Source organism: Leptolyngbya sp. 7M, assembly GCF_018128485.1.
In genome coordinates this window covers 4,456,867-4,482,681 of sequence record NZ_CP070897.1, presented here as the reverse complement: position 1 = coordinate 4,482,681, position 25,815 = coordinate 4,456,867, and the positions used below count along the sequence as shown (strand labels likewise).

Sequence of the window (25,815 nt, the reverse complement as noted above, 5' to 3'; positions counted from 1 at the left end):
TTCCTATGCCCAAGTCTTGGCTGAGCGCCGCCGCCAATAGATTGCTAGGCTCGCCAAAAACAGCAGTCCCACCAGCCCAGCTAGAGGATTTTCATCGATGCCAGTTACCCAAGCTGGAACCCGATTGGTTAGCGTTACTAACCCGCCGACTTTCAGCAAGTAATAGCCCCAAACCAGACCGGCATGAAAACCAATCGGCAGGCCCAAACGTCCATTATGAGTGATTAGTTTAACAGCAGTGCGTTGTTGCGACCGGGTAGAGCGCTTCATCCAGACCAAAATAGCGCCGAGTAGCACCAGACCGGGAAACTGGGGAAAAGTGCGGATAATTTCTGGCAGCGGTTTAATGAAATGCAGCGCCGCGAACACTCCACTATTAGCCCAGAGCGCCACCCCAGGGCTATAGTCTCGCTGCAGTTCGTCCAAAATCCAGCCGCGAAACACCAACTCCTCGGCCAAACCCACACCCAGAGCCACCAGCAAGCCCTCCAGAATAATTTGCCCAAAGGACACCTGCGGCGGACGCCAACTCACCCAGCCAACCAAACTCTGAACCAGAAACAGCAGCAGCAGACTTGCGGTTCCCCAGCCCAATCCTTGCAACCCTTCTACTAAACTAATTCGGTTCAAGGTGAGGCCATAGGTTTGGAAAACCTGCCGCTCATGATGAATCTGTCGCCCCCACCAGCGCACCAGCAGCAGGAACTCAACAAACAGCACCATCATGGCCCAAATCGTGGTCTGATTTGGATCGCGGCTCCACAGGGCAATTGGGATCGCAAACGGCAGCCAAATTATTCCCAACAGCAGCAAAAACGCCACAATCCGCAGCGGTGCTGGAAAATTCCTAAGCTGGTCTAATGGCGGTTTCACGATGCGGTAAAGAGTCCCGACTGAATGAGCTGATTTGGCTTTTGGCTGAAGTCTTTAGCCTTTTGGCTACATGCTTGGGTAGCCTATTCGTCTGGCTCGATCGTGCTGGTTAAACTGTGATTTTTCAGGGTTTCACAATAAAACTCAGCATGCTCTTGGGCACAGGTAATTACCAAGGCAATCCCGTTAGTGTGGGCTTCCATCATGATGTTGACAGCCTGAGGTATGGTCAGGCTTGGTACCGTCTTCATCAGCACCTGCACCACGTACTCCATCGAGTTGAAATCATCGTTATGCAGCAAAACCCGATAGCGAGGAGCAAGCTTTCGGGCTGTAGAACGTTGTTCAATCGTTTCGACTGCCACGGATCGTCCTCTCAGTAAACAACTCTGTTTTTACGTTTAGTTAAAAAATCTCACTTTAACTTATAACATCCCGGCTCGATTTTGGTCAGGCTAGAAGAGGACATTTATCAGGAAAAAGTTTAACTAGTCAGGTTTGCAGCGTTACCTTGAACCTTTGGTAAACCAATGGAAACTCAATGGAAACTTTGGGGCCGTTGAGTTAAGCAAATTTCGCAATCGAATCCTGCAAAACCCCACCTGTACTGAAAACCACAGAGGCACACTATAAAACTGGACCTGTTATTCTATTTACCCTACATCTAGGCCAAAATATTACTTAACAAAGCGGTTCAACTCTAGATATGGCATCTATCATGGTGCTGCACCCGCATCGAGAAAGACTATGAGCGCTAACTCATCCAGCTCCGACTTTCGCGTCAATACCTATGTCAGCGGCAATCAAGAAAAGCCCGATATTGCTATTGGTTCCCTCGGTAATTTTGTCGTCACTTGGCAAAGTCAGGATCAAGATGGGGACGGTACCTTCATCAATTCTTAACAAGGTTATTCTGTATACTAAATCACAATTCCTGGGCAAAAATTAAACAAAATCCATCATGAAACAACCAATCATGGCAATCGGAGCATGAAATGGTTGCGCAACGGTTGTTTAACTTCACTTAAATTCACTATTCACAAGTTAGGTTTAGTTAGGTTTGCCAAACGACTGAAACATCCACCGTCGATCAGGCCAACCTGATGGTTGACAAAGATCTTGTAGGGCTAGTCCACAGTTTCATCTTCTGGTTGCCAAGCTGGGTCAACAATGCAGAGGAAGACAAACGGTTCTGCACTCAGGTTGCGCACGAATTGTTTAGCGTCAGGGGGAATGTAAACCGCATCGCCGGGGACAATCGTTTGCACATCGTCATTGATATGCATTTCCGCAGTGCCGCTGAGGACATAGTAAACCTCAGAGGTCTTGAGAGAGTGTGGTTTGGAACTAGCTCCAGGTGGCACAATTGCATGGGCCAAACTGTAGCGCAGCGCCAAAGGCTGTTTATCTGGATGCAGCAATTCCCGCAGCAGAGTTGCATCTCCTGCAACAAACTCTGGGCATTCCAATAGCTTCCGAATCAACATTGCCGATCAATCTTGCCAATTAAACTAAGGTGAACAACTGTATAAATTCACACGAATCCAATCCGCAGGACGAACTATTTGACTAAAGTTTTCCTGGTTGCGTTTCCCTCAATGCCGGTAGGCTAGTTTCAGTACTAGTTGCCTGCTGGATTATCGTCTGGCAATTTCATCATCTGGCAAAATCATCTGGCAAAGTTGAATAACTAGCCGCTTGATAATCGGGACAGTTGATCGCCTCGGTTGACAGGGCTGCATTGGGATGAACCGGACATTTCAAGTAATGGCTGTTGGTAAAAAACTGACAGTCGGCACAGGGAATGTCATGCATCTGTTTGGCATGGCTAACAGCATCGCGCATCGCACTCCAAAGGCTCCAAAAAATTAGCGCTACCAGCAGCCAAGCGAGGCCAAAACATAGAGGTACTAAGATTGGCTGGATCAGGTGAAGCAAACCGCGAATCAATGGATGCAAGAGTTGAAGCATCGCTAATCAACTGAAACAGGGTGTGGAATTACTTCCCCATCTTAAGACCGAATTTTGGAATTGAATTACCGCTACAATTGAATGCTTGTGAATGCTTGGAAAATGCTTGGAAATAGATGCTTTTTTGTTGCGATTTGTTGCGCTCGGTTTTTTATGAATTGGGGGTTGCGGATTTTAGGCAGAGGATCGGCTGACCAAATCCTGGCAAAAGGCTCAAATCATTAAGAAAGCTCTAAACCCCCATCGGGAAACCGGAGTTTGTGAGATGATAGTTCATGGTAAGGATTGATTTGTTGTTGAAGTAACAGACAGGAATTTCAGTTATGGTTGCACTCCGACTTTGGGACACGGTTCCCAACTTCACCCAAGCCTCCACGGATGGTGAAATTAACTTTTACGACTGGGCAGGCGATAGTTGGGTTGTGCTTTTTTCCCACCCAGCTGACTACACCCCCGTTTGCACCACTGAACTCGGTACGGTCGCTAAGCTGAAGCCCGAGTTTGATAAGCGTAACGTTAAGGTCATTGCGCTGAGTGTGGATGATGTTAATTCCCACCAAGGTTGGGTCGGCGACATCGAGGAAACCCAGGGAACCAAACTCAACTATCCCATCCTGGCCGATCCGGATAAAAAGGTTTCTGACCTCTATGACATGATTCACCCCAATGCCAATGCCAAGGTGACGGTCCGCACGGTGTTTATCATCGATCCCAGCAAGAAGCTGCGCTTGTCGATGACCTATCCACCCAGCGCCGGTCGCAATTTCGAGGAAATCCTGCGGGTAATTGACTCGCTTCAGCTCACAGATAACTACAGTGTAGCCACCCCCGCCGATTGGAAGGATGGTGATGATGTGGTGGTTGTGCCAACGATTCCCACCGACGAAGCAAAGCAAAAGTTCCCCAAAGGCGTCACCGAGCTGAAGCCCTATCTGCGGATGACTCCCCAACCCAACAAGTAAGGCGATTTGATAGCACAACCTTTCAGCTTATCGTGTAATCGATCGTCAATTTCCGGCGATTTTGGTACTGGCACAAATCGTTGAATCGGTGTACGACTTGGTGCTTTGACTAGCGGCTGGCGAATTTCTGGTGGCAAGCTTAATTGGAACTGCTGGGACGGTCGAAAGGGCTGGATTGCAGGTGGTGTTTCGGATGGAGGAGAGTCATAAGTGGAAGGACGGGCTGGAAATACTAGCGCCGAGGTATCCACGCTCAGGTTTTGAGGTACGAGCTGCCTCGGTTCAACCGCCGAGCGGTATCTAGAATTGCTGCCGTTGGTTTCTGCACCTACTAAAACAGGTTGGGGAATCGTGAGGAGCGGTTCAGTGAACCTCGGTTCGGCAAACAAGAGCTGCAGCGAGCGACCCGAAATCATCCGTTCAAACTCGCGACTGAAGTGCTGAAGCGGTCTGCCCCGCCGTCGCCAAAGTTCCAAAATCTGCCAAACCGAAACAGCTTTATAGCGACCTTGATAAAGCGCCTCGATTACAGCCGGACTTAACCATTCTGCCGGATATTGCCGCAACCATTGTTCGATCCACTGCTCTAGCCCATAGCCTCCTAGATCAAAACTATAGCGAGTCATTAACTCAGCCACATTTACAGCAATCACATCTTTGGCTTGCTCAGTCATGCCACCCACAGTATAAAAAGGGTTCTTAACAAACTTTAATCGGGAAATTGGGGCAATGGATCGGAATCGCACGAAAATTCACTTTCAACAATGCCAGCTTTCAACAATGTCAGTGACAAGCTGAGCGTTCCATCAGTCCTTGAATCACGTGGTCAACGTATTCCCATTCATTCAGCCAATGTCTATCAACTAGTTCAAGATGAATTGCAGCCTAGTTGATACTTGGAATGACGCTACTTTCAACCGTGTTGCTGCCTGAGCCAGAAAAGGGTCCCGGATCACCAGTCCAATTGAAGTCATTTAACTGAAAGCTGAGGGTTGCTTCTCGCCTGCCGCTGCTATAGGTGGCAATGATGGAGTAAGTACGGCGTCTATATTCTAGTCTGTACACCGTATCAATCTCATCCTGAGTATCGAGGTTATAGGCAACCTGTACCCCAGCCCGTAACGGTCCATAGATCTGCTGGGTCAGGCTAGCAATCACAAACTGGGAATCGCCGACTCGGTCAAACAAAAAGGGCGATTTGCCCTCTAGTAGAGTATTGAAATAGCCAAAACTGAATTCTGTGGAGTCCAAAAATGGTCGCGAAAACCGACCGATCTGACCCAGTAGAGTAACACTACCGCGCAAGCTGGCCTGGGTGTCGCCGTTGCTATAGCCACTGTAAACCCCCTGCACCTGGGTAAACACGCCCAGATAGGGCACAACCGGGGTTGGTGTATAGCGCAGCCCTTCGGTGGGAGTCGGCGGCAGGGGAGTGCCATACCAGATGGGAAAGAAGCGACTGAGAGTAGCCGCCACCTGATAACGCGTTAGGTCTGCACAGCCATTACCAGTTGTAGCTCGGTCATCGGGATCGATGCAGCTCAAATCTCGATCCTGACGCAGCGATGGATAGAGGTCTGCCTGGTCAGTTTGGGCATTGACGTATTGAATACTGCCTTGATAGGTGAGATTGATCAAGCTATCTCCCAGCACATAGCGGGGTGAATTTATCACCAGGCCAAGGCTGCTTTGCACATCCTGAAAGCCCAACGAGCCGTTGAATAGCCGGTCGCGGTAGCTGTATTCCAGCGCCACGGTATGGTTAAACACCCGCTGCTGTGCTCGCACGCTGGCCCGCAGCCGATCCTCGATTTCGCTAAAATCCAGGCTGCTAAAATTGGCGACAGCTTGAACCGTGGTGTTGGGGCTAGGGCGAAAATCCAGATCGGCAACCAGACCGAAGTGATCGGGATCGGGAAAGCTACCCTGGTCAATTGCTCGCTGCACCAGAATTTGGGGTGTCAGGCTAAACGAGACTAGCGGCGTGGAATAGACATCAAACCTGCGTTCAATAAAGAAACCGTCCCGGTCCTTGTCGTCGAACCCGAAGTTAAACAAGCCGGAGTTGCGTCTACGGTTATCAAGTAGCAAACGGTTTGCATCCCTTTCTCGGCCTAACGGTAGCTGTCATTTTGCTAGCAAGCTGTTTTGCCGGACGCAGTTTGCGCCAAGCCGCTGAGGATGTACTCCAGCCTCTTGCAGTAGGAGACCTGGTTACCGCCAGAGCCAAGCTGAGCCGATATGTGGGCCGTGATACAGCAGACCTCTCAGAAGCGGAAATTTTGCGAGCCGTCTTGGAAACCGTGACGGAAAATGCCACCGACGGCGTCATGGCTCCCTTGTTCTACGCCATTCTGGGAGCCAGTTTACCAATCGGCAGCGCGCCAATAGCACTCGCTTACAAAGCGGCTAGCACCCTAGACTCAATGGTCGGCTATCGGGATCCTCCCTATACCCACCTCGGCTGGTTCAGCGCTCGGTTAGAAGATGTTTTGACCTGGTTGCCCTGCCGACTGCATGTGCTGACCTTGGCTCTCTGGTCTGGTTCTCCCCAACGGGTTTGGCAACTCTGCCAGCGGGATGCCGTTCAAGACCCTAGTCCAAATTCAGGTTGGAGCGAGTGCGCCTATGCCGCTATTTTAGGAGTACAGGTTGGTGGCATTAACCGCTACAAAGGCGTGATTAAACCCAAACCCATATTGGGGGATCCGCTCAATCCAATCAGCGCAGAGAAAATCAGGCAGGCGCTGCACCTGACTCGTGTGAGCTTTTTGTCCTGGCTAGTCGTTTGGCTAGTGTTAATTTGGCGATCACGCTAGCAAGAGTTGGTTCAGTTAGCTGAGCGGGTGGGCGTCTTCCGTCTATAGACCACTTTTAAAAACATCGCGACTATCAGCACTGGATTGTCTACGACAGTTTACAATCCTCTCCGCTACTGGTCGCCATCGCCCCCAACAGGGTTTTTACAATAACACAGCGCCTACTGTTGATATTGGTGTTATCTGCTGGAGAAGATACTGAAATCACGATGCCGTTTTCCCCTAGATCATTGGCTTCAATCGCAATGTTACCCCGGTCGTTGAACACCACACAGCCAACCGCATCGGGCGCGCAACCTACTTTCGCATTCGAGCTGACTTCGAGTTTCAGTAAATTGGCATTCCCCTGACTGTTAGGATCTTGCCCATCGATTGGTTGAACAATGTCCTCTGCAATTTTGACGGCTGGCAGTTGATCTGGCGGTGCAATAAAGTTGACTACCTGGTTTTGGCGGCTGCGAATCGCTTGCGTCTGGGCTTGCCGCAGGAGTTGAAAGATCTGCTCTCTGCCTGCTTCGGCGCGGCGGCTGTTGGCAAAGCTCAACCAACCGGGAGCTGCAATCAGCGCCAAAATCACGGCTAGCATGATCACCACAATCATTTCAACTAGCGTAAAGCCAGCAGTAGAGCGGTATGGGGCTAATTTGCTCATTGAGGGTTCAACTCCAGTGTGATAAGGATTGAAAGGAAGCTTAGTACGATATCTATTTATTTATTTGTCTTATTTATTTGTCCATTCTGTCGATTTAGCGACCTAAGCTTTAGTAGCCTAAACCTAAACCGTCACGGTGTCGGTTTGCGGCCTAAGACGCTACGGTTGAGGACTCGAGTTTGCAGCACCGGTAAAATATCCTGATCGTTGCTTCTGAGGAAGAGACCATCTCTATCGGGTAAAATGCCCGGTCTCCCGGTAGCGCTCCCTCTGAGGTACACAACAACATCGCGGTATTGGGTCGGATCCGGCAGTGAAATTGTCTGCCCTCCTGACCGAACCGACTGGGTCGGAGCCGCAACACAGGCATAGAAACTTCGCACATTGGCAAAATCTCCCTGCAACAAACCTGCTGGAGGAGAGATGCTGTAGGTAACGGTGCTAGCAGGAGAGTTAGGACAGAAGCCAGTTTGTCCAGCCGCATTAGCTACGGTGGGATCTAAATAATCAAAACCAACAAAATCGACTAACGTATCGGCTCTTCCGTTTGGGCGGGCCGACTGGAGGTTAACGAATCGACCATCGCTGTTGTTGCCATAGGGCCAGCTTGTGAAGTTACTGAACTGACCAGGATTGACGTAACCAGCGTTTCGGGTTCCGTCTGAGTTGAATTGGCTCAGAACGTAGCGGATCTTGCTAGCGAGGAGTATTTTGCCGATTCCAACCGAGCTACTAGAACCGTCCTATACGATGCTGATTGGCAACCTAGTAGGTATTTTTTTGAAGGGTAAACCCTACTGGCGCAGATTTTAGTGTGTTACAGATGCATACAAACGTGTTGCGGGTGTATTGCAGGTGTATTGCAGACAACGGGCATAACACGCAGTCTTTAATCCTACTTGCTTGCCGATTCAAATTCACCAATCCGGGAAACAAAGATTGCCGAGGTTAACGCATATCCACCCAAGAAGAGAAATCCAGCTAGAGCAACTAACATTGTGAGCCTCCTAAATAAATATTAAGAATAAGGCTTATATATCTAAAATATGCTTCTTGTGATGAATCTACATCCCCCAATCGGGGAATTCCGGATTTGCTTGAGGATCAGGAGAAAGGTATAGTTGCCCAGCAGGGTGGGAGTTTGGGTGTTTATGGCAGCTCAGGGTGTGTCCTAAGCCTACTAACGGTACCGAAGAGATTCGCGTATCCTAAATAAAGTCCTAAATCTAAAGTGCTCCATTGGGTGAGTTAAGGGCGTATGAACACGCTATTGGGTAAAACCTTGCAGGGCGGCAAATATACTCTGGATCAGCTACTGGGCCAGGGCGGTTTTGGGGTGACGTTTCGGGCCACGCACCATTATTTGGGGCAACCTGTGGTCATCAAAACGCTGAATATGCTGAACCAGAACCATCCCCAGTTCAGCAAGATGGAGCAGCAGTTTCACGACGAAGCACGCCGATTGGCTCTTTGTGTCCATCCCAACATTGTGCGGGTGAATGACTTTTTCATCGAAGATGATGTGCCCTATCTGGTGATGGACTACATCCCTGGCCAGACTCTGGAGCAAATTGTTTTTTCTAATCATCCTTTACCAGAAGAAATTGCGGTTCACTACATCCGCCAGATTGGCGCAGCTCTGGAAGTAGTGCACCAAAACGGCCTGCTGCATCGGGATGTGAAACCCCAAAACATCATTTTGCGCCAAGGCACTCAGGAAGTGATTTTGATTGACTTTGGCATTGCTCGCGAATTTACCGATGGCAAAACCCAGACCCACACCAGCCTAATTTCAGAAGGCTACGCGCCGATTGAGCAGTATGTAATGCAGGAAAGGCGCACCCCTGCAACGGATGTGTATGGCTTAGCGGCCACCCTCTACGCTTTGCTGACGGCCCAGGTGCCCATTGCCTCGATTCTCCGCGACCGGCGACCGATGCCGGCACCTCGTGACCTACAGCCCCAGCTGAGTGCTGCCGTCAACCAGGCTGTGATGCGCGGCATGGCGGTTGAAGCTCGCTACCGTCCCAGTACGGTGTCGGATTGGCTAGCACTGTTGCCGGAGGCATCTCCTGACCTGCCGCCAATTGCTTCACCCAATTCAGGTCGCCGCTCTAGCACATCCACAGCAGCAACTGTAGCCGTTAGTCCCCGCTATCGCTCTGGTCCGTTTCGGCGTCAGCCTCGTTCTCAACCCCAGCCTGTGATTCCGCCTCCACAAGTCAATCCAGCGAAAGCGAATCGCTCTAAGAGTAAGAACCGCGTCAAAAATTCCCGCTCTAATTCGGATCAGGCGGATTATATTGTATTGCCGGCTCCTGATCCCAGCGCTCCAACCGCACCCCCTCCAGGACACAAACCTTGGCGGGGTGGTTTAATTTTTGGGCTGCTGACGATTACCGCAGTGGCGGGCATCGCTGTTTATGCTGTACTTTCACCCACGGAAGGTTCCCAACCCGACCAAGAAGAATTGGCGCCCGCTCCAGAGATCATTGATAATGTCCCTAGATCAAGAAGAAGAGACCGAAACGAGCCAGAATTTCCTCTAAACTCACCCAGCCCGTTAGAGACGCTCGAGCCGAGTCCCGAAGCCACTGAGTCATCTCCAGAAGCAGTTGAGGCTGAACCCTCTCCGCCAAGTGAGGAAACAGATTCGACTCCAGAAGATTCAACCGATTCAGCTGAGTCAACTGAATCAACCGAGCCAATTGATGCACCACCTCCAGCTGTAGCGCCACCGCCTAGACAGGGCAACCGCAGCCAAAGAGCACTAACTTAACCTGCTCATAGCGATCAAGCACGGCAAACAGCGCTTCTGGATGGCGGAGGCCAATTTGATCAATCCAGTTAGATCCAATTGGGCAGGGCGGGTGATGTAAGGCAATTAGCGTGGGCTGGACAGGGCACTGCTGAAGTTGCTGCTCTAACCAGTCGAGAGAATCGGCTGACAGCTCACCGTAGACCTTGCCTGTGGTCATCGAGTTGAGCAGAATAAAGTTCCAACCGCCGCCCTGAAACACCTTGTCGGTAGCAATCAATGGCGTCATCAGGATTTGTGCCATCAGCGGTGGGTAGTCATGGTTTCCTGGTAGCCAGTAGGCCGGAATCTGAAGTGGCTCTAATAAATCACGCAGGCGTTCATAGGATTTGGCAGATTCGTCTTGAGACAGGTCGCCGGTCAGCAGCAGCAGATCGGGCTTGGGCTGGATTTGGCGAACTGAATCCAATACGGTTTTGAGCGAATCTGCCGTTGATAGGCCCAACAGCTCTCGATTGGGATCGGCAAACAGATGGGTATCGGAAAGTTGAACGACCTGAAGGGGAGATAAAAGAGGCATATTCACTGATGAATACTAAACATGAAGATTTTTTGAAGATGCGCTGATTCACGGCACTGGCAACTGCCACCTCAGTCCAGAATCTAGGAACCAGAATTCAGGGATTCGGCTCAAGTTGCTGCATTCATACTTCATTCAGTCTGGGCTTAACTCAGTTAGCGTTTATGACGGTCGGCGATCTAGCTAGATGCATTGCCCGAAGGGCAGGTAAGAACTTAGGTCTGGTTGGATGCAGAATCACCCCTGGTTGGGAGCAGTCGCTCTTCAATTCCCGTTACACGCGACCGCTTTTACACCATACTTGTTTCCTGATCCAGCAACAGGAATCCAACTCAAGCTTTAATGTGATCAAAATCACACTATCGATGGGCGTTTCGCCAGGTTAGTTGGGTGAATTATTGCGTGGTCTTGAATTATGTAATCTTAGATTGCATAACGTTAAGCTGCGTGAAGGTAATAACTCGCATCTTTGGGTAGATCATCGAGTCGCAGCCGCCTCTTTGCGAACGCTGCTTTTTTTGCTATGATGGCAGACCTGTGGCAAAATAAGCCATAGCTCAAATCCCCTGGAGAGATGGCCGAGTGGTTGAAGGCGCAGCACTGGAAATGCTGTTTAGGGGTAACTCTAACGAGGGTTCGAATCCCTCTCTCTCCGTTCTTCGCTAGGCTCTTAACTTAAGCGTCAGCTGACCTGACTTTCTGTTACCACCAGAAAACTAGGCTATGTTGACTGTACTGTGATTGAACGGCCAATATCATCGCCTCGCTTGATGCTCACTATAGTTAATAGTTATGCATCTGCTTGAGCGATTTCTTCTAGAAATCAAAGCAGCGAGGCTACATTACAACGACTATCGAATTTAACGAGAATCTGAACGTCTTTGATGACGAAAAAGCACAAATCTGGATTGTTGGTACCAGAGACCAAGCGCTGCACCAAATCAACGGATTAGCAATCTATAAGCCGCTAAATACCAGTTCACCCGCACCGGCAATCACTTCACCGATAGCATAGGCCGGCAGTTCTTGAGCGGTGAACCACTGAATGGTGGATTCAACCTGACTCGACGGCACCAGCAGCACATAGCCGATGCCCATATTAAAGGTATTAAACATTTCTAACGGCGCAACTGCACCGCGAGACGCCAGCCACTCAAAGACCGGCGGTATTTCCCAACGATCCACCTGAATCCGAATCGACTGATCCGCTGCCAGACAGCGTGGCAGATTCTCCGGTAGGCCGCCACCCGTGATATGGGCCATCCCGTGAATTTCCAATCCTGACCGAAGTGCCGATAGGACCGGCTTGACGTAAATCTGCGTCGGCGTCAGCAGTTCCTCAGCCAGAGTTCTGCCACCCAATTCATTGGGCCGATCCATCAACTGATGCCCAGTGAGTTCAATAATTTTGCGCACCAGGCTATAGCCATTGCTGTGCAGTCCCGCACTCGCCAACCCCACCGCTACATCCCCTACCTGTACCGCTGAACCGGATTTGTGAATTTCGACAACTTTCGTTCTCGCCTGCTCGCCTGCTTCTCCCATTAACTTTGCTTATCACCCTAAACCCAGAAGAGCCGTGCATCTGAATACTGTTTTAGTTTGATTGACATATATCCCAGATTTACAAGAGCAATGCCTTCTCCCTGTCGATCACAAATTTCTTTAACTAATTCGAGGGACAACTGTAAACTTTTCGAAGCCTCTGTGTAACGTTCAAGTTTTATAAAAATCTCACCCAGATTACTCAGAGCAGTACTTTCGCCCAACCGATCACCAATTTTGCGAACAATTCTTAAGTACTGTTGAAAGTAATTAATTGCTTCTAGATAGTCATCTAAATGATAGTGAATAATTCCCAAATTACATAGGGCATTCGCTTCACTTTGTTGACTTTCAAGTTTACGAGCAATTGTTAAACTTTGTTGCTGATACTCAATTGCCTGAAAATAGTCCCCTAGATTTTTGTAAACCAGTCCTAGATTACCCAAAGCGTTACCTTCCGCTAGGCAATCACCAATTTCACGTTTAATAGCTAAATCTTGTTGGTGATATTCAATTGCCTGCTCATAGTTGGCTAGTCTGTATGAAACAAGCCCTAAATTACCTAATGCATCGCCTTCACGCGAACGATCATTAATTTTACGAGCAAGAAGTAAACTCTGCTGATAGTAATTAGTAGCTTGCTGATAGTTAGCTAGGCGTAAGTAACAATTGCCTAGACTTGCAAGGCAGAGAATATCTGTAGCAGATGTTGTTTTGTTAAGAAGTCGCTGGCACATATCCATTTCTTCTTGGTAATACCCCCAAAATTCTAGTTGCCTAGATAAATTTACTCCATTAAAAGAATCAAGAGGGGTTAGCAGTATTTCCTGAGATTCTTCCAATCTTCCAATTCGCAATAATGATGAAATGCCTCGATCGCCCCCGCTATTTTTCCAGATTCAGCACGTTATGATCAGGTTCGTAGACTGTGAGCCAAAGTTCAGCCGCTTGGTGTTCGGCAACTTCCCATGCGATCGAATTTGGCATAGCAAATCGTAGGCGATATTCCGAATTAAATTATGTTGACGAATCAGGCGTTGATTTTGATTGACTTCCTGCTCAATCAAAGCCCGATCGCCCAATACTCGATAGGCTTCTTTCTGCTTCTGGAAAGAACGATCGCCAATCATCCCAAGCCAAAACGATTTGGGGACAGGACGGCGGTAGCCAGAACTACGGTAGAGTAAATCCAAGGCATCCGTTGGTAGTTGTTCCAGGGATTTCTTGATGCGGTCTCGGACTTTGCGATCGAGGGCTTCATTATATATTGTTTCATCCAGTCGGGCGACTTGTAGTTCTCTGGCAACTTGTTCAAATTCGAGTTGGTTCACTTGCCAATAGCGATCGACATCCCCTGCAAATTCCTTGAGAATATCTTCGGCATTTACCTTCAAAACTAGAGGATGAACTTCATAGATTTTGGCAATCTGCGCCAGGACGTCCTGGTTAACGGCATCTACTGCAATTCCACGTTTAGCAAAGAATTCCAGTTGTTGCTCGACCTGCGATAGCCCGTCCAGCCGGATTTCTACCCAGACGTTGGGGTAGCGATCGTTCCATTCAATTAGCGGATTGGGAAACGATTGGGAAGTCAAGACCAAACAACTGGCAAAAGGGGAGTTGGTTAGGCAACGCTGAAGAAAGGTAGCCCAGTAAGCATCAACAAATTCGGTGGGGTGCTCAGGATTGAGTAATCGTTCCAATGCATCCAGTTGTATCCAATAGGGATGAGATTGCAGCTTTCGCAACAGTCGTTTGGCTAACTGATCCGGGTTGTTCCGTTCCTGAGGGTCAATATCACGATCGCCTAGTTTAGCGAGCAAATCAGACGCAACAGAAGGAAAATCTGGACTTTGTCCCTCCAAAACTTCCAGATAAATCCATTGAAAAGCAGAATCGCTCTCCCAAGCTTTGCTGGCAAGGCATTCCCCTAAGACGGTTTTGCCAATTCCAGAAATCCCTGTGATCCACAGTAACCGGGTTTTCCCTTTCAATTTGGGCAGCAGATCGGTAATCAGCGAAGCAGCGAGCGTACCTGTTCTGGATTAAAGTCACCCACCAGCACCAGCGAGGTAGCACCCGGATGGTAGTAGGTTCGATAAAACTGCACCAGATCGGCCTGGGTAATTTGCTTCAGATTCGTTTCGGTGGGAAAGGCATGGAAGGGATGGCCGCTGGGGTAAATCGCCTGCTGAAATATCCGCCAACCCAAGCTACTGGGGTCATCCAGCTCAGCCTTGAGGCTGGTCAGCGCCCGCTGACGGCTCAGTTCGAGTTGGTCAGCCGGAAAGGTCGCCTGTTGCAGCACCTCGGCCATGGTTTGCACCAGCGTCGGCAGATGTTGATTCAAAGCATAGCCAGAAAAACTGACGCCCTCCTGATATGCGCCAAAGCTGAGTTCTGCACCCACATCTTCTAAGGTTTGGGCCAAACTCAAGGCAGTTTGGCGTTGGGTGCCATTCATCAAGTTGTCTGCCGTCAGACTCGCTAATCCAGCTTTGGCTTCGGGGTCAAACCCACTGCCGCCAGTTCCAATCCAGCCGCTCAGGTTGACCATTGGTGTACTAGGATCGGGCAGCAGCAGCACTTGCAGACCATTATCTAATTTGAACTGAGTCGGCAGCGCTTGGGAGGTAGTGGTGGAAGGCGGAATCGGTGGTAAATAACGAGCTACCTCTGCCGGATCTACAGGCTGACTAGGGCTAAAGCTTTCGATAGTTGGCTCTGAACGGTCAGCGGTTGCTAGATTTGCCTGCCCCGCAGTAGCAGTCGGTTCAAATAAACCCAGAGTGCGCTGGCTCGGATCGAGGTAGGTTTGGGCCACACGCTGAATATCAGCCACCGTCACTTGCTCAAGCGCAGCCAGATAGCGATCGCTGTAGCGATAGTCATCCGCCACAGTTTGGTCATAGGCCAACTGACTGGCCTGACTGGTAATGTCCTGATTGTTGAGCACAATTGCCGTTTTGAGCAGGGCTTTTGCCCGCTGCAATTCCTCTTCTGTAACCGGGTTTTGTCGAATGTCAGCCACCGCTTGCTGCAACACCCGATCGAGCTGAGCCAGATCCTGTTCCGGAGCCGCCACTGCAAAAATAGTGTACCAGCCCAACTCCAGCAGCGTTTCTGGATAGGCTGATGCCGAGCTAGCCAATCCCGATTCCACTAACGCCTGATAGAGCCGCGAATTGCGCCCAGCGGTCAGGATATAATCCATCAAATTAATCGCGGGTACATCCGGATGATTCAGATTTGGCAAGGGATAAACGGCTTCCAATAAAGCGACACTGCCAGCTTCTTGCAGCCAAATTGGAGCGGTTGGGGCAGACGACTGCTGGGACCGCTGCTGCGCAGAACTGGCAGAACTGGCAGAACTGGCATCTAAGCGAGCCGCTGCTTGAGGAGGCGCTAGGTGCCCAAATAGCTCCTGCACTGTTTGCAAAACCGATGCGGTGACAAAATCTCCCGTAATCACCAGAATGGCATTATCGGGTCGGTAGTAGGTGCGATAGTAGCGCTGTACCTGCTCTGGGGTGAACTGTTCCACAACGGCCTTGGTGCCACCCGGCATCTGGCCATAGGGATGATGGGGAAACGCAGCGGCCATCACAGCTCGGGTCAGCCGATAGTCGGGACTGTTTTCGTAGCCCTGGAGTTCTGAGCTCACCACCTGCCGCTCGCTATCAAGCTGCTCAGAGCCGATGACAGAATTGAGCATGCGGTCAGCTTCTAGGGTCAGCAGAGCTTCGAGTTTGTTACTTTCCACGGTGCCGAAGTAGGCGGTTTCGTCGTAGCCGGTAAAGGCATTCGACTGACTGCCCAACGCATTAAAAAACCGGCCAAACTGAAGCGGACGATCCACTGTGCCTTTGAACAGTAAATGTTCTAACTGATGGGAAATGCCGTTTTGTTCGGGCGTTTCGTTGCGCGAGCCAACCCGATACCACACCTGTACGCTCACCACTGGAGCTGTATGAATTTCCTTAGTCAGTACTGTGAGGCCATTCTGCAAGACTGTTTTCTTCACCCCCTGCGTCATCGACACCGGAGCGGCGGTTGGAGCGGCGGTTGCTGGAATGGCTGTTCCGGGAGTAGCTGCCGTGCCGCTGTTCCGGGCCGATCTGCAACATCTCGGCTCCCACATAGGCATTGATTGGATCAACCGGCGACAAACTCACCAGCACAAAGCTGAATAGGGACACAGCCATCAGCAGCAGTACCAGCCGAATCAGCTTGCGGACTGTAAATTGAGCCAAACGCTTTAGTTGCAGATTTAATTGCATGTCCACTTCCACTCAGCAATATTCGCAGTAATCGGCCAGCCATGTCCGTGCGGTTCAATTTGCGGCTCGCCAATATCCAAGCAATTGTTGACAAAATAGGTGTGATCTAAATTCACCAACCAGGCCCAAGCCGCATCTCCCTGAGCGGTAAAGCCCTTTTGACCATCCCACTGGGCCGCTTTCCAAAAGGCAATGGCCTCCTGTTCTGAAGGCGCACCCATCGCCAGATCCAGCACCTGATCGATCTGAGAATTGGCGTAATAGCCTGCGTTATAGAAATCGCCCTGCGCCGCTTTGCTGTGGTAAAGATTGTACATCTCGGTTTGGTCGTGGCTGCCCCAACCAAACAGCACCACATTGCTGTGCATCAACGGTTCGATTTCATCCCAGCTTTTACCGGCAGCTTTGGCTTGAATTCCGACTGGCTTCAGCATCTCTATCACGGATAGCGCTAGGGCTTGACGAGTACTGTCACTGGCCGGATAGAGAATCGTGAATTCGGCCTTGAGGCCATTCTTTTCAACGATGCCGTCTCCATTCGTGTCTTGCCATCCCCCTGCCGCCAAAATTTGCTTGGCTTTCTCCGGTTGGGCATCCTGAATGTTGGCTTGCGGCTCCTCCCAGGCTAAACCACTAACCGGACCATAAGCCGGTGAACCGTAACCCTCCAATACCCCTTCAACCAAAGCTTTCCGATCGACTGCATAGTTTACCGCTTGGCGAATTGCCCGATCAGCAGTTACATCGTTGCCAACCGGAGCACCGTCCGGTGTTTTCTTTTGATTTGCCGTTGGGTAGGGAAACATTAAGCCGCGATTATCGATACTGGTGACATCGTAAAGCTGCATGCCCTCAATGGATTGTACTGCCAGTGACTGGGGCACTGAAGCCACCTGCACCTGTCCCGCCTTGGCGGCTGCAAAGGCCGCATCTTCTTCGGTAAACAGAAACACCAGGCGTTTAATTTGCGGTGCTTCTCCGTAGTAGTTCGGGTTGGCTTCCACAATCAACTGCTGCCCTTCGTCCCACTGCACCATTTGATAAGGACCCGAACCAATCGGCTTGCGGGCATAGTCAGGGCCGTGGGCATGTTTCGGCACAATTCCCAACGTGATCAAGCGATTGATGAATGTACTCTGTGGTTGCTTCAGGCGTAACTCTACCGTTGTTGGATCGATGGCCACGGCCTGATCCAATACCGTCACATCCGTAAGTCCACCACTCTCTGCCGCTTTATTAAACGTATAGGCCACATCTTCAGCCGTAACAGGTTTTCCATCCGAGAACTGGGCATCCGAGCGAATCTTTACCGTCCAAACTTTGCGGTCATCGCTAATTTGATAATCTGTGGCTAAATCATTGACAACTTCTAGATTTTGGTTGCGCCGCAGCAATGTACTGTGAAACAGCGGCGAACCATAGCGCCCCCAGCCCAAGGTCGGATCATAGCCTTCCTCGCTCTCACCACCAATTGCTAAAACAATCTGCTCAGCAGAGCCAGCCTGAGCAGCTGAGCTACCGGCATTTGGGTTTGGATTTTGATTCGGATTTTGAGTTGTAGTGGTTGGAGTATTCGATCGATTGGGAGTACAGGCGGTGAACAACATGACTAATCCCAATAGCCAAGCAGAGAGTTTAACACGCTGATTCATATTGAACTGTAGATGAACAAATTGCTTGCAACATCAAAGCATACCTGGCGAATGAATAAGCCCTGCAGGCAAGCTTCACCAACGTGGCTACACAGACTATACAGACTATAAGACAACACAGACAACGTATGCAGTTGCCAGTCACCTTCATAGACAAAGCAGATTTGATGGGCCGTTGAGTGTGCGCAGGTGCACATTGTCTGTATAGCTGCTGTATAGCTGCGGTTTTAACCGCCAAGCATCTGGGAGCTTCTGGATAGAGGCGCTTCAACCGAGTCAAGATTTCCGACGCCCTTTGTTTTTTGGTTCCCAGCTTTTTAGTTCCCAGCTTTTTAGTTCCCAGCTTTTTGGCTCCTGGGTTTATCGCTCCTAATTTGCGTGTAGTAACCACTATCGAACAGGATGGGAGTGTAGAGTATGGAGAGACAGCAATGCTTTGCCCAGTGTGAAGCTGAGCAGTCTGTTAGGCAGTGATCCCGCTCACACGTTGTTGAGTTTATTCAATTTTCCAGACTTAAATGGCTAGACCTCAGAGAGGCTAGTAACCATTCTCAGGATTTACTAAAACGACTCATTGGAACAGGCGCTGGAATACTTCAAGTTGAGCCGTGTCGCGCACAATCAGAAAAATGCCCAGACCAAGTAGGAGCACTAACCCCGTTTGCATGACATTTTCTTGAATGCGGGTAGGAATGGGTTTACCACGTAAGCCTTCTACCAGTAGAAAAGCGAGTTGCCCCCCATCGAGAGCAGGCAGCGGCAGGATATTGATAATGGCCAAGTTGATGCTGATGATCGCCGTGAAGGGAAATAAGGTGTTGGCATTAGAAGAGGCTAACCCTGCACCCTGCTCAACAATTTTGACCGGACCTGCCACCTTACTGGCAACCGAAGGAAAATCAGTAAATAGCGACCAGAAGCCGTTTACAGTGGTGACAAACATGCTCTGAAACTGCTCGGCAGCCAAACCCAGCACTTCAAAAAAACCATTGGGACGACGATAGGCGGTAATGCTGCCATTAGGAGCCAACTGTACACCAATCCGAGCCACGCCATCATCTCCAATTTTGGGTGTGACGCTGACCTGAAGCTGACGTTCGCCCCGCTGCACCTTCAAATCGACTGGATCATTCGGGTTATCACGAATCACATCCATCAAAGTGCGAATTGCCTGCTCGGATGCCCCCAGTTCTTGACCATCTGCCGCCAGGATAATGTCGCCCGACTTGATGCCAGCTAATGCCGCCGGTGATTCCTGAGAGGTAACTTCCGGCACAATCACACCAGGCTGAAAATCAAACTTCTCGGGTACACCAATCACACTGTATTGGGCTACAAATACAAAGTAGGCAAAAATTAGGTTGGCAATTACCCCAGCACTGATCACAATTGCCCGGTCCAAAACAGGCCGATTCCGCAACAGGTTGGGATCGTTGGGCGGGATCTCGCTGTCCGGATCGTCATCGGGAAAGCCAACAAAGCCACCCAGCGGAAAGGCGCGAATCGCATATTCGGTTTCCGGTCCCTGATATTTCCATAAAATTGGGCCGAAGCCAATCGAGAAGCGATTCACATGAATACCTTGGAGCCGCGCTGCCAGAAAGTGCCCTAGTTCGTGAACCACAATGAGCAGCGCCAAAACTGCGATCGTTGCCAGAGTCCAAAACAATGACATTACCCCCAAAAACGTTTCTAAGTGCCTTCGTCTATTCTAGATTGCGGTTGCAAATCCGACTTTATATAAATATAGATAGGAGTCAGAAGTCAGAAGTCAGAATTTATTTTGCGGGTTGATCAGGCTGCAGGGAACTTGGCGTGGAATGACAAGAAACAGCAACTAGCATCTCTTCCGACTTCTGATCCAACAGCTGAAGCCTTATACAAGTAGTTTTGTCATGTCAAAGGATTGAACCAGGATTCCTACTTTGTTCACAGTCCTCTTTCGACTCTTTTGACAAACCTGCCCCACCTCCACGCCTGCCTCCTAACGCCTGCCTCCCTCAATGATGCTCCCTCAATGATGCTATGGTTGGGGCAGGTGCTGGCCTTTGCGAGCTGGCACTGAACGCCTTCGTCAAAGGGCTTTGCCATGATCAAGATTCTCCATCTTTCTGATATTCATCTGGGTAGCGGATTTTCCCATGGGCGAATCAATCCAGAAACAGGACTGAATACTCGTCTGGAGGATTTCGTGGCTACTCTGGGGCGCTGTATTGACCGTGCAATTGCTGAGCCGGTGGATCTCGTTTTGTTTGGTGGAGATGCGTTTCCGGATGCCACGCCACTGCCAATCGTGCAGGAAGCTTTTGCCGCTCAGTTTCGTCCGCCGCACCAACGCCAGAATAAGCCAAGCTGGCAGAGAGCGGAACATCGATTTCATTTTTCTTTCACTTTTGCCAGGTCCGTAGTACAGTAGAAAATGAAAGGATTATGAAAGGCGTTGGGATGGGAACTCGACTCAACGATTGGTGTAACTTGCTTCACAATCATTCCAGTCGTCGCTTCGGCAAGCATGTGTCCGTTTCGCTGGTGCTGATGCTGGGGCTATGGGCAGGTGGATGCACACTGAATGCTACTCAACCGCAGGCCAATTCCGGGTCTGAGGCAGAAGCGACGGCGGCCAATCAGCCCGTAGACGAACAGCAAGACGAGCAGCCATTGATCCTGACGACCTTTACGGTGATTGCCGACATGGCCCAGAATGTGGCTGGTGACAAGGCTATCGTGAGATCGATTGTTAAACCGGGCTTTGAAATTCATGGCTATGAGCCGACTCCCAGCGATTTAGCGACAGCGCAACAAGCTGACCTGATTCTCGATAACGGCTTGAACTTGGAGCGTTGGGCCGATCGCTTCTACAACAGCCTGCCCAGAGTGCCGCGAGTCACCTTGAGTGAGGGCGTGCAGCCGGTAGCGATTAGCGAAGATGCGTATCAGGGCAAGCCCAATCCCCATGCCTGGATGTCGCCTCAAAACGCGCTGATCTATGTCGAAAATATTCGCAAGGCGCTGACTGAGCTAGATCCGGCTAATGCCGAAACCTATCGGGCCAATGCTGAAACCTACAGCCAGCAGATCAAAGCTATCGATCAGAAATTGCGCAACGCCATCGCTGCCGTGCCGCCTGAGAAGCGCTATATGGTGAGCTGTGAAGGGGCATTCTCCTATCTGGCGCGGGACTATGGCCTCAAGGAAGTCTACCTCTGGGCAGTAAATTCCGAGCAGCAAGCGACTCCCAGGCAAGTCGAACGGGTCATCAACACAGTAAAAACCAATCAGATCCCGGCGGTATTTTGCGAGAGCACGGTCAACAATGAACCTCAAAAGCAGGTAGCTCAAGCAACGGGGGCTAAATTTGGCGGTGTGTTTTACGTCGATTCGCTCTCGCCTGACGGAACGGCCCCGACCTATCTCAAACTGCTAGAACATAACGTCACCACGCTCATTCAAGGACTGCAAGGAAGTTGATATGCACTCAGCCAACCGCTATCCAACCCATTCCTATCTGGTTCATTCCTCACCAGCCAATTCCTATCCGGCCCATGCTTCCGCTCATTCCTCCTCGGCAGCATCCGCAGCCCATTCTCCTGCGGCCAGCATTGATGTCGAAAATTTGACGATTGCCTATCACGGGAAGGTGGCTTTGCACGGAGCCAACTTGCAGCTCAAGGCGGGTTCGATCTGCGGTTTGGTTGGCATGAATGGAGCTGGAAAATCGACGCTATTCAAAGCCATCATGGGATTTGTCAAACCGGTTACAGGGCGGGTGTTGATTAATGGCTTGCCGGTCCGTCGCGTCCAGAAACAGAACCTGGTTGCCTATGTACCTCAAGCCGAAGAAGTAGATTGGAACTTCCCGGTCAGCGTCTACGATGTCGTGATGATGGGCCGCTATGGCTATATGAACTTTCTGCGGATCCCCAGCGCTCGCGATCGGCAGGTCGTGCGTGAAAGTTTGGAAAAACTGCAAATTTGGGAACTGCGAGACCGACAGATCGGTGAACTTTCCGGCGGTCAGAAGAAACGCACCTTCTTTGCTCGCGCCTTGGCTCAGCAGGGAACGGTCTTGCTACTCGATGAACCCTTTGCCGGCGTCGATGTCAAAACCGAGAAGGCGATGATCGACCTGCTGCTGGAACTGCGTCAGCAAGGCCACACGATTTTGATCTCGACTCACGATTTAGCTTCGATTACCACTTTCTGCGATCAGGTGGTATTGATCAATCGCACCATTCTGGCCTATGGCGATACCTCGGAGGTGTTTACCCAGGAGAATCTTTCTCGCACCTTTGGCGGCGGCTTAGCCGATTTGCCCTTCACAAAAAGCCGCCTAGCGCGAGGCAGTCAGGAGGAACGCTAATGGATCCACTGCACTGGTTCACCGCACCCCTCCAGCATGAATGATGGCGGATGACGCTGCCGCCTTGTTGAATTTTTTGAATGTGGATAACGCTCATATTTTGGGCTTTTCAATGGGTGGCATGATTGCCCAGATCATTGCACTGAAATATCCAGAGTTAGTGAAAAGTCTGCTACTCAATACAACCGCCGCCCAATTTCCCGCCAAAGCAAAACATTTAGTTCAGACCTGGCTGAGAATGCTCAACGAAAATGTATCTTTAGAAACCCGCATCAGAGAAGGCTTTTTGTGGAGTTACACAGACGAATTTTTTGAAGATGATGAAACGGTGATGGCTTCAGTCAATCTTGCGATCAGTCATCCTCATCCACTATCCACTCACGGTTTTGCCGGACAAGTTGCTGCGCTCATGAAGCATGACACGCGATCGCAAATCAGCCAAATCTCAGTTCCGACCCTGGTGTTGATTGGTGGAGATGATATCTTCATTCCTATAGAGTTTTCAGAAGAACTCGCTGCCAAGATTCCAAAAGCTGAGTTAGTCATATTAGAACGGGGCGGACATAACTGTTGGATGGAATTTCCTGAGCTATTTAATCAAGCTGTGCTGCAGTTTTTAGGAGAGGTGACATCGATGATGTGAGGAGCGAAAAGGAACAGGTTCCAGCAGTCGAACAACCGCGCTGCACCGGAACGTAAAAACATGGTCGGTTGAGACGCAAAGGTTGTTTGCAGCCGCTCAGCCGGAACGTTATCTTGCTTCGTTCCTGGTTTGGGACGGTACAATCAAGCTGTCTGTGAGAAGTTCAGTATTAGGTGAACGTTAAGTGTTGAAACGATGCATAGTTTATGAGCTTCGAGCAATCTGAGTTTGAGGTGCGGTGTGAGTGGGGCGAGAAGGGAGTTTTGCATTTAGCTCCTATCAGCGATGTAATCATCATCATTGATGTCCTCTCATTTTCGACTTGCGTTGATATTGCTAATAGTCGAGGTGCGATCGTTTTTCCCTATCAATGGCAAGATGAAGCTGTCAAAGCATTTGCTCAATCTATTAACGCAGAAATAGCAGAAAAGCGCGGAAGTGTCCGTTATTCGTTGTCACCCACTTCCTTGCTTTCTGTAGGTGAAGGAACTCGGCTTGTGCTTCCCTCGCCTAATGGCTCGTCTCTAAGTTTAGCAACAGCAGTAACTCCGACTTTAACCGCATGTTTGAGAAATTGTAGAGCCGTTGCTTTAGCTGCTCTGAACTATGGACGACGCATTGCTATTATCCCAGCAGGAGAGAAATGGAGTGATGGCAGTCTCCGCCCTTCGTTTGAGGATTTCATTGGAGCAGGAGCGGTGATCAGCCATCTTAAAGGGAACTTATCACCAGAAGCGCGATCGGCAGTTGCAGCCTATTTAGATGTTCATCAATCTCTGGAACATTTGATAGAGCAGTGTGGTTCTGGTCAAGAATTGATTGAGCGAGGCTTTGAGCAAGATGTTGATTTAGCATCAAAAATAGATGTTAGTGATTGCGTTCCCACGTTAGTGGATAGAGCATACGTAAATCACGCGAGATAAATAATCCGATTGGAGGTAAACCCATAGTATGGCACCGTCTATGGTGCTATAATGGTGTCATGCCTGGTCTGCTTTTACCTCGGATTGTGGTTGATACTAATGTTGTGTTTGAAGGACTGACCAAGCAGGGCGGAGCTTCAGGTCTGATTATTGATGCTTGGCTGGCTGGGCTGATAGTGGTTTGTGTCTCTAATGCGCTTGCCTATGAATATGATGATGTGCTGTCTCGAAAGCTCTCAGGAGAACGCTGGAGTAAGTTGCAACCTGTATTGGGGCAACTTCTGAATATTGCTCAATACACAAATATTTATTTCTCGTGGCGACCGACTTCTCCAGATGCAGGGGACGATTTAGTGATCGATTGTGCAATGAATGCGGGGGCGATCGTGGTTACCTTTAATATTCGAGATTTTCGGAGTGCGAGAGATTCATTGGGATTGCGGATTATGACACCTGTAGAATTTGTCAACTTACTAGCATTAGGAGAACAGCCGTGAGTCGATTAACATTACGATTGCCTGAAACCTTGCATCAACAGCTTGCTCACCTTGCTGAGTCGCCCCCACGCAGGGGTGGAACCCCTGCACCCCGTTCAAACTCAAGAAAGGATGGCTGTAGTAACAGATTAGTTATTGAACCAAAATTAAATGGTAGATGGAGCCTGGACCCCTTGCTCGCTGCCAACCGGATTAGCAGGGATGGCTCTGCGAATCATCTGGTTGCTTCACTAAATCCAATCAATCAAAAATTTTATCAACTGACTCTGGTGGTGTACAAAGCGAGCGGGTATGGCTACAATCAGGCAGCATTTATCCAAACATTGCTCCAAATTAGCTATGAACTACACTGAACGCCCTCAGCCTTGGTGCATTATTCGCCTGCAGCCCAACCTCCAACACTCTGTACTCAACCGCTTTCAGCGCCGGACTGACGCCGAGGCTCACCTGAAGATGCTGCAACAAATGACTCCTTCGGCCAGCTACACCGTGATGTTTGACAGCAGATTTGACAATTCGTTTGATGACGCTACCAACTGGATGCTAGGTCGATAGTGGCAAGCCACCTAAAATTGTTACGCCAACCTCCTATTTGTCAAGTTTTACCTCAATCTGTAAAGGATTTTGTAACTCTTGTGTCTTCTTGTGTGGAGAAAGACTGGTATCCAGTATAGTCAGATAGGCTAAAAAATAAAGAAATTCTTAAGTCGAGGTTGCCATGAGTCCTACAATGATGCGGCAATTCTGGTCTCTAGTTGAAGGAATTCGAGCCAACATTCCTGTAACGCTAGATGACAATAGCTTAGAACAGTGGCTCTTACGGCAATTGCGCTCTGAGCAAGCCTTAAATCATGGTGAGACGGCCATCTTCAGTAACTATATCCACAGCCGTCTTCCTCTAATCCGAGAGTTGGTGCAGGAGTGCTAGTCGGTCAGTCAACGTGTAAGGGTTTAGTCAAGTTAAATCTGCTGCATACAAACCAGGCTGATTGTTTGTAGCAAGCAGGGCGTTTGTACGCATCACAGAATCACTCAATTCATTTCCAACTCCATAAAGCCAGTTAGACCACCATCAGGCAAATTATCGAAATTTCAGAATTCGGCTCTTGATGCTGATGGGTACAAATCCTACTGCTCAGGAGTCATTTTTTGCGGAAATGCCTGCGGCAATGCCTTTATGCACCTCGTGCGCTTGCCTGGATGGCTCTCAGCTCACTTTAGTCAGCCGTTCAGCTGAATTGGGATGGCTCTTCTCTCTTCGCGTCTACCCATAACAATCTGTCTATAACAATCTGCCCAT

At 49.7% G+C, this 25,815-nt stretch carries 28 protein-coding genes and 1 tRNA gene; 13 read left to right on the top strand and 16 right to left on the bottom strand.

The annotated features are described in order from the left end of the window. Positions 1–3: 3 nt before the first annotated feature. Together JVX88_RS22960 and clpS are read right to left on the bottom strand one after the other, a co-directional pair. Positions 4–873: a CPBP family intramembrane glutamic endopeptidase gene (locus JVX88_RS22960; RefSeq protein WP_225931146.1), complete on the bottom strand. Its 870-nt coding sequence runs from the start codon at positions 871–873 to the stop codon at positions 4–6. 83 nt (positions 874–956) lie between these two features. Then, positions 957–1,238, bottom strand: a complete 282-nt coding sequence (gene clpS / locus JVX88_RS22955; protein WP_035996409.1) for an ATP-dependent Clp protease adapter ClpS — start codon at positions 1,236–1,238, stop codon at positions 957–959. A gap of 382 nt (positions 1,239–1,620) precedes the next feature. On the opposite strand from clpS, the gene JVX88_RS22950 reads away from it, so the two are divergent. Beyond that, positions 1,621–1,776, top strand: coding sequence for a hypothetical protein (locus JVX88_RS22950; RefSeq protein WP_211620555.1), 156 nt, complete (start codon positions 1,621–1,623; stop codon positions 1,774–1,776). 224 nt (positions 1,777–2,000) lie between these two features. Here the strand turns inward: JVX88_RS22950 and JVX88_RS22945 are convergent, their stop codons facing one another. Continuing rightward, positions 2,001–2,360 (bottom strand): cupin domain-containing protein, encoded by a 360-nt coding sequence (locus JVX88_RS22945; protein WP_211620553.1) that lies wholly within the window; start codon positions 2,358–2,360, stop codon positions 2,001–2,003. Positions 2,361–2,529: 169 nt separating this feature from the next. Beyond that, positions 2,530–2,844: a hypothetical protein gene (locus JVX88_RS22940; protein ID WP_211620552.1), complete on the bottom strand. Its 315-nt coding sequence runs from the start codon at positions 2,842–2,844 to the stop codon at positions 2,530–2,532. Positions 2,845–3,167: 323 nt separating this feature from the next. Here JVX88_RS22940 and JVX88_RS22935 point away from each other — a divergent pair, with 323 nt between their 5' ends. After that, on the top strand, positions 3,168–3,806 hold the full coding sequence (locus JVX88_RS22935) for a peroxiredoxin (protein ID WP_211620550.1): 639 nt from the start codon (positions 3,168–3,170) through the stop codon (positions 3,804–3,806). On the opposite strand, the gene JVX88_RS22930 is transcribed toward JVX88_RS22935, so the two are convergent. Both JVX88_RS22930 and JVX88_RS22925 read right to left on the bottom strand, forming a co-directional pair. Next, entirely contained in the window at positions 3,773–4,480 is a 708-nt protein-coding gene (locus tag JVX88_RS22930; protein ID WP_211620548.1) for a hypothetical protein, read from the bottom strand. The two genes, JVX88_RS22935 and JVX88_RS22930, sit on opposite strands and share 34 nt — an antisense overlap. 211 nt (positions 4,481–4,691) lie before the next feature. Beyond that, the gene (locus JVX88_RS22925; RefSeq protein WP_211620546.1) at positions 4,692–5,897 is read right to left on the bottom strand and encodes a DUF3769 domain-containing protein; all 1,206 of its coding nucleotides are present in this window, start codon (positions 5,895–5,897) and stop codon (positions 4,692–4,694) included. 5 nt (positions 5,898–5,902) lie between these two features. Between JVX88_RS22925 and cbiB the strand changes: the two genes are divergently transcribed. Then, entirely contained in the window at positions 5,903–6,625 is a 723-nt protein-coding gene (cbiB, locus tag JVX88_RS22920) for an adenosylcobinamide-phosphate synthase CbiB (protein ID WP_211620544.1), read from the top strand. 88 nt (positions 6,626–6,713) lie between these two features. Here cbiB and JVX88_RS22915 read toward each other — a convergent pair whose 3' ends face one another. Together JVX88_RS22915 and JVX88_RS22910 are read right to left on the bottom strand one after the other, a co-directional pair. Beyond that, complete coding sequence (locus JVX88_RS22915) at positions 6,714–7,277, bottom strand: Tfp pilus assembly protein FimT/FimU (RefSeq protein ID WP_211620542.1); 564 nt, start codon at positions 7,275–7,277, stop codon at positions 6,714–6,716. 131 nt (positions 7,278–7,408) lie between these two features. Then, on the bottom strand, positions 7,409–7,660 hold the full coding sequence (locus JVX88_RS22910) for a hypothetical protein (RefSeq protein ID WP_211620540.1): 252 nt from the start codon (positions 7,658–7,660) through the stop codon (positions 7,409–7,411). Between the two features lie 875 nt (positions 7,661–8,535). Here JVX88_RS22910 and JVX88_RS22905 point away from each other — a divergent pair. Further along, complete coding sequence (locus JVX88_RS22905; RefSeq protein WP_211620538.1) at positions 8,536–10,056, top strand: serine/threonine protein kinase; 1,521 nt, start codon at positions 8,536–8,538, stop codon at positions 10,054–10,056. On the opposite strand, the gene JVX88_RS22900 is transcribed toward JVX88_RS22905, so the two are convergent. Beyond that, on the bottom strand, positions 10,019–10,615 hold the full coding sequence (locus JVX88_RS22900; RefSeq protein ID WP_211620536.1) for a phosphodiesterase: 597 nt from the start codon (positions 10,613–10,615) through the stop codon (positions 10,019–10,021). The two genes, JVX88_RS22905 and JVX88_RS22900, sit on opposite strands and share 38 nt — an antisense overlap. Before the next feature lie 568 nt (positions 10,616–11,183). Here JVX88_RS22900 and JVX88_RS22895 point away from each other — a divergent pair. After that, positions 11,184–11,270 (top strand) — tRNA-Ser (locus tag JVX88_RS22895). 302 nt (positions 11,271–11,572) lie between these two features. On the opposite strand, the gene JVX88_RS22890 is transcribed toward JVX88_RS22895, so the two are convergent. From JVX88_RS22890 to rseP, 7 genes are all read right to left on the bottom strand, one after another. Then, positions 11,573–12,160, bottom strand: a complete 588-nt coding sequence (locus tag JVX88_RS22890) for a phosphoribosylformylglycinamidine cyclo-ligase (protein WP_211620534.1) — start codon at positions 12,158–12,160, stop codon at positions 11,573–11,575. A gap of 17 nt (positions 12,161–12,177) precedes the next feature. Next, positions 12,178–13,002 (bottom strand): tetratricopeptide repeat protein, encoded by an 825-nt coding sequence (locus JVX88_RS22885; protein ID WP_211620532.1) that lies wholly within the window; start codon positions 13,000–13,002, stop codon positions 12,178–12,180. 57 nt (positions 13,003–13,059) lie between these two features. Then, a complete protein-coding gene (locus tag JVX88_RS22880; RefSeq protein ID WP_211620530.1) occupies positions 13,060–14,154 on the bottom strand; it encodes an ATP-binding protein in 1,095 nt (364 codons plus the stop codon). Positions 14,155–14,174: 20 nt separating this feature from the next. Further along, on the bottom strand, positions 14,175–16,184 hold the full coding sequence (locus JVX88_RS22875) for a M16 family metallopeptidase (RefSeq protein WP_211620528.1): 2,010 nt from the start codon (positions 16,182–16,184) through the stop codon (positions 14,175–14,177). Continuing rightward, positions 16,141–16,440 (bottom strand): hypothetical protein, encoded by a 300-nt coding sequence (locus tag JVX88_RS22870; protein ID WP_211620526.1) that lies wholly within the window; start codon positions 16,438–16,440, stop codon positions 16,141–16,143. Before JVX88_RS22870 ends, JVX88_RS22875 begins: the two co-directional genes overlap by 44 nt. Further along, a complete protein-coding gene (locus tag JVX88_RS22865; protein WP_225931145.1) occupies positions 16,431–18,092 on the bottom strand; it encodes an ABC transporter substrate-binding protein in 1,662 nt (553 codons plus the stop codon). The genes JVX88_RS22870 and JVX88_RS22865 overlap by 10 nt, the downstream gene beginning before the upstream one ends. A gap of 571 nt (positions 18,093–18,663) precedes the next feature. Beyond that, positions 18,664–19,767, bottom strand: a complete 1,104-nt coding sequence (rseP, locus tag JVX88_RS22860) for an RIP metalloprotease RseP (protein ID WP_211620524.1) — start codon at positions 19,765–19,767, stop codon at positions 18,664–18,666. A gap of 414 nt (positions 19,768–20,181) precedes the next feature. On the opposite strand from rseP, the gene sbcD reads away from it, so the two are divergent. The 8 genes from sbcD (at position 20,182) to JVX88_RS22820 (ending at position 25,443) form a co-directional block, all read left to right on the top strand. Beyond that, positions 20,182–20,508, top strand: a complete 327-nt coding sequence (gene sbcD / locus JVX88_RS22855; protein WP_263975218.1) for an exonuclease subunit SbcD — start codon at positions 20,182–20,184, stop codon at positions 20,506–20,508. Positions 20,509–20,522: 14 nt separating this feature from the next. Next, the gene (locus JVX88_RS22850; RefSeq protein ID WP_263975217.1) at positions 20,523–21,560 is read left to right on the top strand and encodes a metal ABC transporter substrate-binding protein; all 1,038 of its coding nucleotides are present in this window, start codon (positions 20,523–20,525) and stop codon (positions 21,558–21,560) included. 1 nt (position 21,561) lies between these two features. Then, entirely contained in the window at positions 21,562–22,452 is an 891-nt protein-coding gene (locus tag JVX88_RS22845) for a metal ABC transporter ATP-binding protein (protein WP_211620522.1), read from the top strand. A 40-nt stretch (positions 22,453–22,492) separates the two neighbouring features. Next, entirely contained in the window at positions 22,493–23,095 is a 603-nt protein-coding gene (locus JVX88_RS22840; RefSeq protein ID WP_211620520.1) for an alpha/beta fold hydrolase, read from the top strand. A 206-nt stretch (positions 23,096–23,301) separates the two neighbouring features. Continuing rightward, positions 23,302–24,018 (top strand): 2-phosphosulfolactate phosphatase, encoded by a 717-nt coding sequence (locus tag JVX88_RS22835; protein WP_211620519.1) that lies wholly within the window; start codon positions 23,302–23,304, stop codon positions 24,016–24,018. Between the two features lie 59 nt (positions 24,019–24,077). After that, positions 24,078–24,515, top strand: coding sequence for a putative toxin-antitoxin system toxin component, PIN family (locus JVX88_RS22830; RefSeq protein WP_211620517.1), 438 nt, complete (start codon positions 24,078–24,080; stop codon positions 24,513–24,515). Between the two features lie 339 nt (positions 24,516–24,854). Next, complete coding sequence (locus tag JVX88_RS22825; RefSeq protein ID WP_211620515.1) at positions 24,855–25,070, top strand: hypothetical protein; 216 nt, start codon at positions 24,855–24,857, stop codon at positions 25,068–25,070. 163 nt (positions 25,071–25,233) lie between these two features. Beyond that, positions 25,234–25,443: a hypothetical protein gene (locus tag JVX88_RS22820; RefSeq protein ID WP_211620513.1), complete on the top strand. Its 210-nt coding sequence runs from the start codon at positions 25,234–25,236 to the stop codon at positions 25,441–25,443. Positions 25,444–25,815: the final 372 nt, after the last annotated feature.